The sequence below is a fragment of the Alteromonas sp. R7 genome, from assembly GCF_055755235.1.
In genome coordinates this window covers 177,685-190,248 of the sequence record NZ_JBVTQX010000008.1, presented here as the reverse complement: position 1 = coordinate 190,248, position 12,564 = coordinate 177,685, and the positions used below count along the sequence as shown (strand labels likewise).

General features: G+C 45.3%; 10 protein-coding genes. 7 read left to right on the top strand and 3 right to left on the bottom strand.

All coding sequences use genetic code 11. The annotated features are described in order from the left end of the window. Nucleotides 1-108 precede the first annotated feature (108 nt). From kynU to AC0J2X_RS14490, 3 genes are all read right to left on the bottom strand, one after another. Nucleotides 109-1,344, bottom strand: a complete 1,236-nt coding sequence (kynU, locus tag AC0J2X_RS14500; RefSeq protein WP_472996161.1) for a kynureninase — start codon at nt 1,342-1,344, stop codon at nt 109-111. After that, nucleotides 1,334-2,476, bottom strand: a complete 1,143-nt coding sequence (locus AC0J2X_RS14495; protein ID WP_472996160.1) for an alpha/beta hydrolase family protein — start codon at nt 2,474-2,476, stop codon at nt 1,334-1,336. Before AC0J2X_RS14495 ends, kynU begins: the two co-directional genes overlap by 11 nt. A 108-nt stretch (nt 2,477-2,584) precedes the next feature. Continuing rightward, a complete protein-coding gene (locus AC0J2X_RS14490; RefSeq protein WP_014949162.1) occupies nt 2,585-3,760 on the bottom strand; it encodes a thiolase family protein in 1,176 nt (391 codons plus the stop codon). A gap of 352 nt (nt 3,761-4,112) precedes the next feature. Here AC0J2X_RS14490 and AC0J2X_RS14485 point away from each other — a divergent pair, with 352 nt between their 5' ends. From AC0J2X_RS14485 to AC0J2X_RS14455, 7 genes are all read left to right on the top strand, one after another. Beyond that, nucleotides 4,113-4,520, top strand: a complete 408-nt coding sequence (locus tag AC0J2X_RS14485) for a MerR family transcriptional regulator (protein WP_014949161.1) — start codon at nt 4,113-4,115, stop codon at nt 4,518-4,520. Next, nucleotides 4,517-5,686 carry an isovaleryl-CoA dehydrogenase gene (locus AC0J2X_RS14480; RefSeq protein ID WP_014949160.1) on the top strand — a complete coding sequence of 390 codons (1,170 nt, stop codon included), beginning with the start codon at nt 4,517-4,519 and terminating at the stop codon, nt 5,684-5,686. Before AC0J2X_RS14485 ends, AC0J2X_RS14480 begins: the two co-directional genes overlap by 4 nt. A 256-nt stretch (nt 5,687-5,942) precedes the next feature. Further along, complete coding sequence (locus AC0J2X_RS14475) at nt 5,943-7,550, top strand: carboxyl transferase domain-containing protein (RefSeq protein WP_472996159.1); 1,608 nt, start codon at nt 5,943-5,945, stop codon at nt 7,548-7,550. A gap of 11 nt (nt 7,551-7,561) precedes the next feature. Beyond that, a complete protein-coding gene (locus tag AC0J2X_RS14470; protein ID WP_472996158.1) occupies nt 7,562-8,362 on the top strand; it encodes an enoyl-CoA hydratase/isomerase family protein in 801 nt (266 codons plus the stop codon). After that, nucleotides 8,352-10,370, top strand: a complete 2,019-nt coding sequence (locus AC0J2X_RS14465; protein ID WP_472996157.1) for an acetyl/propionyl/methylcrotonyl-CoA carboxylase subunit alpha — start codon at nt 8,352-8,354, stop codon at nt 10,368-10,370. The genes AC0J2X_RS14470 and AC0J2X_RS14465 overlap by 11 nt, the downstream gene beginning before the upstream one ends. 4 nt (nt 10,371-10,374) lie before the next feature. Then, the gene (locus AC0J2X_RS14460) at nt 10,375-11,271 is read left to right on the top strand and encodes a hydroxymethylglutaryl-CoA lyase (protein ID WP_081333979.1); all 897 of its coding nucleotides are present in this window, start codon (nt 10,375-10,377) and stop codon (nt 11,269-11,271) included. A 314-nt stretch (nt 11,272-11,585) separates the two neighbouring features. Then, nucleotides 11,586-12,563, top strand: coding sequence for a transposase (locus AC0J2X_RS14455; protein ID WP_472996156.1), 978 nt, complete (start codon nt 11,586-11,588; stop codon nt 12,561-12,563). Nucleotide 12,564 lies beyond the last annotated feature (1 nt).

The window sequence follows — 12,564 nt, the reverse complement described above, 5'->3', positions numbered from 1 at the left end:
TTTTTTCAACTGCACACCCAAAACATGTGAAGATATCGATGACAACCGCGAAGTATTAAGCGTAAATTCAAAAATTGCAATTATTTAGCTGATAATCTCGCTTTTCAGCTAGGTAACGCTCTGTCTTTGCTGAAACTCATCGTTTTCATAGCGCTTTTCATTCATAATTTTGGTCAGGCTTGCCACCGCTTTTTCAATATCGACGAAACTTAAATACAATGGCGCAAAACCTATTCGCAGAATATTTGGTGCACGGAAATCTGCAATCACCCCCTCAGCGATCCAAGCTTGGCAAATGGCGTAAGCGTGGTCGTGCGCGAAAGCAAGCTGACTACCTCGATTATCGATGCTGGGGCTTACAATGGAAAACTTGTCCAGAAGGCCTGCGCGCTTGGCTTCAGCGATGAAAAATGCCTGTAGCTTTTTGGATTTTTCATCAATAGCTTTAAGTGATACATCTTCAAATACGTCTAATGCCGCATCTAAAATGCTCATTCCAACAATTCCTGGCGTACCGCACAAGTTTTGCTTCACGGAATTGTCGCCAGCGTAATCAGGAGAAAATGAGAAAGGCGAGCTGTGCCCCATCCAACCAGACAAAGGTTGTTGATACTGTGCTTGATGTCGTTTAGCGACATAGATAAACGCTGGCGCACCAGGGCCGCCATTTAGATATTTGTAGGTACAGCCGACTGCAAAGTCCACATTACATGCGTCTAGGCTGACAGGAAATGCTCCAGCACTGTGCGCTAAATCCCACAAAGTTAAAATGCCCTTTTGGTGGGCTTGCTCGGTAATGATTTGCATATCGAGTTTATTGCCACTTCTGAAATTTACCTGTGTCAGCATCAGAACGGCAATATCGTCAGTTAGCTGCGACCCAATGCATGCTTCGTCAACATAGCGAATACTGTAATCGCTGCCGAGTAAGTCAAGCAGGCCTTGCACCATGTATATGTCGGTAGGAAAATTATCGCGGGTAGTCGCTATTACCTTGCGACTTGGGTGCATTTTCAACGCCGCACTTAATACTTTAAACAGATTAATAGAAATGGAGTCACAACAAATAACTTGGCCACTTTTAGCGCCAATCAGGCCGCCAATCTTATCACCCACTATTTGAGGTAGATGGATCCACTGATGCTTGTTCCAGCTTGTAATGAGCCCCTTTCCCCACTGTTCATTGACAACTTCGTCAGCTCGCTGTTTGGCTGCCTTAGGCAGAGGCCCTAGCGAATTGCCGTCTAAATAGACCGTATTAGCGGGAAGCGAAAACGCCTGCGCCTTGTCACGGAGTGGATCTTTAATATCAAGTTGTTCAGCTGAAAAAACCTTATTCATCATGTTCACTAATAACCTCAAGTAAAGCATCAAAGGATGTTGATTCAGGGTGAAGCCAATCGAAATGGCCACCATTTTTAATTATTTTTTGGTTGGTTCCAGATAATACAGCGTGGCGCGCTGGCACAATACTATCAGCATCGCCTTGGAGTAGTGTAATTGGCAAACCGCCATGGGTTGGGCTTGGTGTCGCCCTTTGATACGCGGTTGGAACATTGTCAGGCGTTCCATTCATGAACTTCGCTGTAGCCGACTGGCAACTGTTATGGCCCATGGCATAGGACTGGATGTCCGTAATTGCTGCTAACCCGATAATCCGTTTTATGTTTGCGCGCGATAGGCTCAAGGATGACGAAGAAAGACGTTGCGCAGCAAGCAGAGCTAAGTGCCCACCAGCAGAATGCCCCGCAATGTAAATGTTGGTGTAGCGCCCTTCGTTCTCTATTCGTTTTAAGGCTGTACTTATTGCTTGTGTCACGTCGTCTAAACTACCGGGCCAGCCACCACCTTCATCACCTACACGCCGATACTCTGTTACGTAGACACCCATCCCAAGCTCTGCTAAAGCATGATACATCCCTTTCGCATGTTCGTAACCGTAGGCATTAAGCCAACACCCACCGTGAATAAATATTAACGCTTTATCAGCATACATTGCGTTCGCAGACAAACGTCCGTGCCAAGTATAAATCGTTTGTAATGGGTCATCGCCGTAGCTGAATTGTTCATCAGCTTCGCTTGTTGGCAAGACACCCAACGCTGAATAAGGTACCTGGCTTATTTTCTTGGGGTAGATAGCTGACGATTCACTGTTGGCATGGGCACTGTTGGCATGGGTGTCACCCGAAGTCTTTTTTTCTTCGTTAGTGTGGGTGTCTTCCGAAACAGCGTTGTTAGAAACATCAACGGTTGATTGAGTTTCGTGAAGCGCAGACAGAGTTAAGTCATCGTAGGTGTCTTCATTATTCGATAAAGAACGTGATTCCTCGTAGTGAGTGCCATTGTTACCGTGGGTGTCTGCGTAAGTCGAGTTTACTGAAAACGATGAGTCAGCTTGGACTTTCGCAACAAGCGTTAAAGTGGATAGCGCAACCGCAAGGGTTATAGAATTGATAACGTTAGTCACTGTCTTCATGCTTTTGTATCTTTCTTTATATTGAACCACAGAGCGAAATCAATGTGATTAGGCTCCGTGATTAAATATTTTACATATTAGCTATCTATAGTGGCTTAGAGCAGTGGCTTAGAGCATTTCAACGGCAAGCGCTACACCCTCACCACCACCAATACATAAAGATGCAATACCTTTGCGACCACCGCGTTGCTTAAGCGCGTGAAGTAGTGTTACCAAAATGCGTGCACCAGAGGCTCCAATTGGGTGACCCAACGCACAAGCGCCGCCTTTTACGTTTACTTTACTTTCATCTAGTCCAAGCTTCTTGACAGCCAACATGGTTACCATGGCAAATGCTTCGTTAATTTCGAAAAGATCGACTTCTTCTTTCGTCCAACCTGCTTTATCCAGCACTTTTTCCATAGCGCCAACAGGCGCAACGGTGAAGTTTTCAGGTTCAATAGAATTTGTAGCGTGAGCAACCACGCGCGCAAGCGGTGCTAGACCAAGTTCATTTGCTTTGCTTTCGCTCATTACAACCAGTGCCGCTGCACCATCAGAGATTGAGCTTGAGTTAGCAGCCGTGACCGTACCGTCTTTTTTGAAAGCCGGTCTTAGTGTTGGAATTTTTTCTGGGCGAGCGGAACCTGGGCCTTCATCGGTATCAACAACAGTATCGCCCTTACGAGAAGAAACTGTAACAGGTACTATTTCATCGACGAAAGTTCCGCTGTTTATTGCTTCATGAGCCTTGGAAAGCGAGCTTAGAGCAAACTCATCCATTTCACCGCGAGAAATATTTTCTTCATCAGCAGTATCCTGTGCGAAGCAGCCCATTGCTTTGCCGTCATAGGCATTTTCTAGACCGTCTAACATCATATGGTCAAGTACTTGACCATGACCCATACGATATCCCGTTCTAGCTTTAGGCAACATATATGGCGCATTACTCATGCTTTCCATTCCGCCTGCCACGACTGCTGTCGCACTGCCTGCTTTAATTAAGTCGTGCGCCATCATTACCGCTTTTAAGCCCGACCCGCATACTTTGTTGATAGTTGTCACACCTGCACTTAGCGGAAGCCCCGCCCCCAGTGACGCTTGTCGCGCTGGAGATTGACCAAGACCAGCAGGTAATACACACCCCATGATGACTTCATCAATTACAGAGACATCCATCTCTTCACAGGCTGCTTTAATCGCAACTTCTCCAAGTTTGGTCGCAGCAAGCGAAGATAAATTACCGTTGAAACCACCCATTGGTGTGCGCTTAGCCGCGACAATAACTACTGATTCGTTACTCATAACCGTGCCCTTAAAATTCATTAAAATTATAGAGTTAAGTGAAGAAAGCTACGTAGATGTATACAAAAGTAAACACCCCTAACAGCTACAACGTCTTGCCTTCACCATGAAAAATTGACGTTAGCAAAATGTTACTTTACCTTAACGTAAAATGTAATTAACGTTAACGTAAACCTGTACTAAGTATGTGTCAACCAAACACTACGTTTTAATATAGCGGTATATAAAACCATCTACCTTAAAACGATAGTGCTATTGCAATGACACCCAACCTACTACAGAGAATTTAATTACAAAGACACCCACGTCAAAACAAGGGTGTTAAACAGCGCTGAAATACAAGGTACGTGTAATGAGCAAGTACGACGACGAAACAACATATGCAATAGGCGAACTCGCTCGAGAGTTTGACATTACTCCTCGTTCAATTCGTTTTTACGAAGAACAAGGCCTAATGTCACCGTCAAGAACGGGACAAAATCGCGTTTATCTGAACAAAGATAGAGTGCGCTTAAAGCTGATCTTGCGAGGAAAACGACTAGGATTTTCCCTTGCTGAAGTCAAAACACTGTTCGACATGTACGACACCAACCCCAATTCGGCTATTCAGTTAGAAGCCATGCTCGAAATGACTGAACAGAAAAGAGCGGTGCTTAAACAGCAGCTAGAAGACATCCAGATGTTAATGACTGAACTGGATGATGTTGAAGCACGTTGCCGTGAAGAACTCGCAGAACTCAAACGAGGAAATATCGCATGAACACCTCCTACCCTACTTTAAATTTTGGACTTGGCGAAGACATCGAGATGTTACGTGATCAGGTCTATCAATTTGCACAAAATGAGATTGCTCCTCTTGCTGAACAAGCAGACGCAGACAACCAATTCCCAAACCAATTGTGGACAAAACTTGGCGATATGGGCCTATTGGGCGTTACAGTTTCAGAGCAATATGGTGGCTCTGATATGGGCTACCTTGCGCATACTATCGCAATGGAAGAAGTTAGCCGCGCGTCAGGTGGTATCGGTTTGAGCTATGGCGCGCATTCGAACCTTTGTGTTAACCAGATTTTTAAAAACGGTAACGATGCCCAGCGTGAAAAGTACCTGCCTAAGTTAGTAAGCGGTGAACACATTGGTGCACTGGCAATGAGCGAGCCCAATGCAGGTTCGGACGTTGTTAGTATGAAGTTGAAAGCTGAAAAACGCGGCGACAAATACATCCTAAACGGCAATAAGATGTGGATCACAAACGGTCCTGATGCACATACATTTGTTATCTACGCGAAAACCGACCCTAACGCAGGGCCAAGAGGGATCACAGCGTTTATCGTAGAGCGCGATTTCCCTGGCTTTAGCCGCGCACAGAAACTCGACAAACTAGGTATGCGCTCTTCTAATACCTGTGAATTAGTTTTCGAAGATTGCGAAGTACCAGCTGAGAACATTCTTGGCAAAGAAGGCGAAGGTGTTCGCGTACTTATGAGTGGCCTAGATTACGAGCGCCTTGTTTTATCAGGTGGCCCGCTAGGCATTATGCAGTCGTGCATGGATATCGTAGTACCTTACATTCACGACCGTCAGCAGTTTGGTCAATCAATTGGTCAATTCCAGCTAGTACAAGGCAAAGTAGCTGACATGTACACGCAAATGAATGCCGCACGCGCGTATGTCTACACCGTTGCACAATCATGCGATCGCGGTGAAACAACGCGAAAAGATGCTGCTGGCGCTATTCTTTACTCAGCGGAACTGGCAACCAAAATGGCATTAGATGCCATTCAGCTACTTGGTGGTAATGGCTACATCAACGAATACCCAACGGGACGCTTATTACGTGATGCCAAGCTTTATGAAATTGGCGCAGGAACGTCTGAAATTCGCCGAATGCTTATAGGCCGCGAGCTATTTAACGAATCGAAATAACACGGAGTTCTGGGTGGAAACAAACTTCGTTTGAAACAGGGAAAGCTTAGGCATTCCCTGTGTCATAGAAATTAGGAAGACACCCACCCTACTCTATTTAAAGTAGATTTAGAAACGCTGAACTTTATTAATAGGCTAATGAATTGCAAAGACACCCACCGCAGCGAAAGCGCTTAGCATGGGTGTCTTGCTAATCATCTTGCTAACTAGTGGCTAACGCGACAGCCGTCGCCTAGGCCCAACACAAGGAGGGGTTATGCCCGTTCTTCGCTCAAGTATAAATACTAAATCCGAAACATTTATCGCAAATGCTGAACACATGCAGGCTCAGGTAAATGATCTCCTCGAAAAAATCGAACAAATTTGCCAAGGTGGCGGTGAAAAAGCGGCGGAGCGCCACGTGTCTCGAGGAAAACTTCTACCTCGCGACCGAATCAACGCACTGATTGACCCAGACACGCCCTTTCTGGAAATAGGCCAACTGGCAGCATGGGAAGTCTATGAAGACTATGTACCTTGTGCCGGAGTCGTTGCCGGTATCGGTATTGTTGCAGGTATCGAGTGTATGATTGTAGCTAACGATGCCACTGTAAAAGGCGGGACGTACTACCCCCTTACCGTTAAAAAGCACCTTCGCGCTCAGACTATCGCAGAGCAAAATAACCTACCTTGTATTTACTTAGTAGATTCAGGTGGCGCTAACTTACCTCGCCAAGATGATGTATTCCCAGATAGAGAGCACTTTGGTCGCATCTTTTTTAATCAAGCGAATATGTCTGCTAAGAATATTCCTCAAATTGCGGTAGTAATGGGTTCCTGTACAGCTGGTGGTGCTTATGTTCCCGCCATGGCTGATGAAAGCATTATCGTTAAAGAACAAGCGACTATTTTTCTGGGCGGCCCACCGCTTGTTAAAGCTGCAACAGGTGAAGTTGTTTCCGCAGAAGAGCTTGGCGGTGGTGACGTTCATACTCGAATTTCGGGCGTTGCCGACCATCTCGCCAACAACGACCACCACGCACTCTCATTAGCGCGTAATGCTGTCTCCAGACTAAACCGAAAGAAGCCAGAATGCCTAGATGTGGCCGAGGTAAAACCTCCACGCTACGACACTAAAGAAATTTACGGCATTGTGCCTGCTGATAGTCGTCATACATACGATGTAAGAGAAATCATTGCGCGTGTTGTGGATGACTCAGACTTTGATGAGTTCAAACCGCTTTACGGCACAACCTTGGTTTGTGGTTTTGCGCGCATTTTCGGTTTCCCCGTAGGCATTGTGGCTAACAACGGCATACTTTTCGGTGAAAGCGCGCTTAAAGGTGCTCATTTTGTCGAACTATGCGCCATGCGAAAAATCCCTCTCGTGTTTTTGCAAAACATCACAGGCTTTATGGTCGGTAAGCAATACGAGCATGGCGGTATCGCAAAACACGGCGCAAAAATGGTAACCGCCGTTGCATGTGCGAATGTGCCAAAGCTCACAGTGCTTATCGGCGGAAGTTTCGGTGCAGGTAACTACGGCATGTGCGGCAGAGCCTATGACCCACGCTTCCTTTTCATGTGGCCAAACGCTCGAATTTCTGTAATGGGTGGTGAACAAGCTGCTGGCGTTCTCGCTCAAGTTAAGCGCGACCAAAAAGAGCGCTCAGGCGAATCATGGTCTGCAGAAGAAGAAAAGGCATTTAAACAACCTGTTATCGACACTTACGAAAAACAAGGGCATCCATACTATGCGTCTGCAAGGCTTTGGGATGATGGTGTTATTGACCCTGCGGATACTCGATTAGTGCTTGGCCTATCGCTTTCAGCGGCGCTTAACAAGCCTATCGAAGACACCCAATTTGGCATATTTAGAATGTAGGAGTGCAGGTAATGGAACAATCAGTTATTTACAGCGTAGATGAAAGAAACATTGCCACTGTTACTTTAAACAGAGCTGAAAAACATAATGCCTTTGACGACGAAATGATAAACGAGCTTACTCGCGTTTTTAAAAAAGCGGGGGAAGATAAAAGCGTTAGGGCACTAATCCTGAGAGCTGAAGGCAAAAGTTTCAGTGCAGGAGCCGATCTTAACTGGATGAAAAAAATGGCCAGCTATACCGAAGCGCAAAATGAAAGTGATGCACTTGCATTAGCAACCATGCTGCAGACGCTTTATAAAATGCCGAAGCCCACGATAGCAAGAGTACAAGGTGCAGCTTTTGGCGGTGCTGTTGGTTTAATTGCATGTTGCGATATTGCTATTGGAAGCAAGCTCAGTAAATTTTGCTTAAGTGAAGTTAAAATTGGCCTTATTCCAGCAACCATCAGCCCTTACGTGGTTGAAGCTATGGGCGCACGAGTATGCCGACGCTACTTCCAGACCGCTGAAGTATTTTCTGCGCGCAGAGCGAGACGACTTGGACTTTTGAGCGAATCAGTAACAGAAGACGAACTCGATAGCACTATCGACAATATTTTATCAAACATACTGAAAAACGGCCCCCAAGCAGTGGCGAAAGCAAAAGACTTAGTGCAATGGGTGTCTACGCAAGAGATTAACGATGCCCTTCTCACAAAGACGAGCAAACTTATCGCACAAGTTAGGACATCTCAAGAAGGTCAAGAAGGTCTGTCAGCCTTTTTAGAAAAGCGCAGTGCTTCATGGGTGGAGGTTAAGAATGATAAATAAATTACTAATTGCAAACCGTGGTGAAATTGCATGCCGCGTTATAAGGACAGCCAACGCTCAAGGTATAAAGACGGTAGCCGTTTACTCTGACGCCGACAAAAATGCCCTTCATGTACAAATGGCTGAAGAAGCTGTTTATCTAGGGCCATCACCATCGAAGGAAAGTTATTTACGAGGCGAGTTGATCATTGAGAAAGCGAAGCACCTTGGTGTGGACGCTATTCACCCAGGCTATGGCTTTCTCTCAGAAAATGCTGAGTTTGCGAATCTATGCGCCAAAAACAATATTATCTTCGTAGGCCCACCAGCATCTGCAATTGAAGCGATGGGGTCTAAGTCTGCCGCTAAACACATTATGGAAAAAGCAGGCGTTCCTTTGGTTCCAGGCTATCACGGCGACGATCAAAGTGAAGCGGTATTAAAAGGCGCTGCCGATGAAATGGGCTACCCAGTCCTACTAAAAGCCGCTGCTGGCGGTGGCGGTAAGGGCATGCGCCAAGTGTGGAGTGAAAAAGAGTTTTCTCAAGCATTAAGCGCAGCCAAACGTGAATCTATGGCGAGCTTTGGTGACGACCACATGCTGGTTGAAAAGTACCTGACGCGCCCTCGTCATGTTGAAATTCAAGTTTTCTGTGACACCCATGGCAACGGCGTATACCTTTTTGAACGTGATTGTTCGGTTCAACGCCGACACCAAAAGATTATTGAAGAAGCCCCTGCCCCCAATATGTCTCAGTCAGTGAGAGAAAAAATGGGTGAAGCGGCGATACTCGCGGCGAAAGCCATTAACTACGTCGGTGCGGGAACGGTTGAGTTTTTACTTGATGAAGACGATTCGTTTTACTTCATGGAAATGAATACACGCTTGCAAGTAGAGCATCCTGTGACAGAAATGATCACCCGTGAGGATTTGGTTCACTGGCAATTAACTATTGCCGAAGGAAAGCCCCTTCCTAAACAACAAAATGAACTTACGTTAACAGGACACGCATTCGAAGCGCGCATTTATGCTGAAGATCCAAACAACGAGTTTCTGCCTTCTACCGGCACGCTGTGCCTTTTACGTACGCCAAAAGAAAACGACGTAGTTCGCGTTGATACAGGTGTTGTTGAAGGTGATGAGGTAAGCGTTTTTTACGACCCTATGATTGCCAAGCTTGTGGTTTGGGGAGAGAACCGTGAAATAGCGCTCAAGCGCTTAATTAGTGCACTGGGTGACTACTACATCGACGGTGTAAGCACAAACATCGACTTCTTAAAGCGTGTCGCTACACACCCTGCGTTCGTTGCCGCTGAGCTTACAACTACGTTTGTGGAGAAACACCATGATTCGTTGTTTAGCGCGACAAGTAATGATGCAGCTAGCGATGACACCCAAGTAAACATTCCTGTGATGGCATTGCTTTCACTTTTAAATAGAAAAGTTTCTAGAAGCGATAAAACCCCATCTGTGTGGTCAACCGCCGGTGCGTGGCGCGCTAATGCAAATCATACAGAAACTCTCACCTTGCTTTGCAACCAAGAAGAAGTGCATGTTGGGGTCAAACACCAGCGTCACGGAACTGAAGATGCTTGGGAGCTATCTGTTGGAGACAATTCCTATAACGTTAAAGGCAAGCTGGTAGATAGTGCTTTGCATGCAACAATTAATGGGTACAAATCAACATTTACGTATTCAGATAATGATGGCGTGTTTACACTCTTCAACAAAGACACCCATGCTAAGTTCAGCCTAATCTCAGCATCTCTTGGTGATGATAACGATGATAATGGCGACGCTAATTTCAGTGCCCCGATGAACGGAACCATAGTGGCGCATTTGGTCGAAAAGGGTGTGTTGGTCAAAAAAGGCGAGCCTATACTAGTTATGGAAGCGATGAAAATGGAGCACAGCATCATTGCCCCGCACGATGGTGCAGTGGAAGAGTTCTTTTTCAATCCCGGTGAACTAGTTGACGGTGGCGCAACACTGTTGGCGTTCTCCACTAAAGAAGCTGCCGAGGTTTGATGTGATGTTTCCTAAAGAAGTGAGTATTGTTGAAGTAGGTCCTCGAGATGGCCTTCAGAATGAAAAGCAGGCCTTAAGCGCCGAACAAAAGATTGAACTTATTCAACTTCTTTCTAAAACTGGCCTTAACCGTATCGAAGCAGGAAGCTTTGTATCGCCCAAATGGGTGCCCCAAATGGCGAACTCGGATGCGGTTTTTAAGGCGCTTAGCCCCGAAGACAAGATTCATTATTCTGCATTGACACCCAACCTTAAAGGCTTGGAAGCAGCCATTGAAGCGGGTGCGAAAGAGGTTGCAGTATTCGGTGCTGCCTCTGAGTCCTTTTCACTAAAGAACATTAACTGCTCTATAAGCGAGAGCTTAAAGCGTTTCGAGGCTGTGTTTGACCTGGCAAGCGAAAACAAAATCAAAGTGAGGGGCTACGTTTCGTGCGTAATGGGGTGTCCTTATGAAGGTAAAATTTCACCTAGTGCCGTTACACAGGTGAGTAAGGAACTTATTGACATGGGGTGTTACGAAGTATCCCTTGGCGATACTATCGGCGTAGGTACACCAATGTCTACAAAACTGCTATTAGATGACGTCTTAAATGAGGTTGATGTCAGCAAAGTTGCCGCCCATTTCCATGATACTTATGGACAAGCGCTAGTGAATTTATACACTGCCCTTGGATATGGCATCTCTTCCATTGATTCAGCTGTTGCAGGACTTGGAGGCTGCCCGTATGCCAAAGGTGCAAGTGGGAATGTTGCAACTGAAGACGTCCTATATATGTTAAACGGTATGGGTATATCAACAGGTATAGACATGACGAAGTTGTTAAAAGCGTCTTCTTACATTTCAGAACTTTTAGGCCGCTCTCCCGTGTCGAAAGCAGCTAATGCGCTTCTAGCGAAATAAAAAACTGATGGGGGATGCGGTAATACGCTCCCTCTAAGAAAGACACCCACCCTAATTGTGAAGTTTCACTTGAAATCACCGTTTATGTAATGGGTGTCTTTATAAGTTTGTAGGCACAAACTCAAAAATACATTCTTTCACGCTCAGCAAGTTAGCTTTGCAATGGATGTCTCTCCAAATATTCATTACTTTTCATCGAAAAGTCTTACGTTGGGTGTCTCTTCTAAAACAAAACAAGTCCATCGGTCAGGTCACAACTCAATATTCTCAATGCTAAGGTCACACAATGACTAATTACCTTGCATTTATCTAACATGGCTCAAAGCAGAAAATCTCTCATTAGTTTAAAAGATACACCCTACTATCATTGTATATCTCGCTGCGTGCGCCGTAGCTACCTCTGCGGGTACGACCGAAACAATAGAGTTAGTTACGAGCATCGAAAATCGTGGGTAGAACAACGGCTGTTATTTTTGAGCCGGGTATTCGCGATAGATATTTGTGCTTACGCTGTTATGAGCAACCATGTCCATATCGTTTTATGCGTGAATAAAGAGGCAGCGCTCTCATGGTCATTACAAACTGTGTTACATCAATGGCATAAAATGCACAAAGGAACCGTACTTACTCAAAAGTTTATGAAGGGCGAGATCTTGAGCGAGAGTGAGTATGAGACAGTTAAAAGTACTGCTGATGTGTATAGAAAAAGGCTCTACGACATAAGCTGGTTTATGAGAAATTTAAACGAGTATATTGCGAGAAAAGCAAACGAAGAGGACAATTGTACTGGCAGATTTTGGGAAGATCGCTTCCGTTCACAAGCATTGCTAACAGAAAAAGCCCTACTGTCATGTATGGCATATGTTGACTTAAACCCTATACGCGCAAAGGTCGCAACGGACCTACAAGACTCATATCACACAAGCATTAATAAGAGATTGAACACGAATATTTCACAAAACAAGACAATAAAAGGGTTAATGCCATTAAAGAGCCACCAACGATGTAGAAACACTCGCAGCTTAGATTTCACATTGAATGACTATTGCGATCTTCTTAACCAGTCAATCGAACTGTTGCGCGACACCGATTTGACAGCCGCTCAAACGAGACCCATTCAACATGTAAAACCTCTTGGTGTATGCCAACATCATTGGCATCACATTATCAGTGATTTCGAAAACGTGTTTTCAGTCGCGGCAGGAGACGGTTCATCTATGCGGAAGTTCCAAGCAAATACTAAAAGAAAACGAATGGCCAAAATATCTTCGGCAGCGATATGTTTTGACTAAA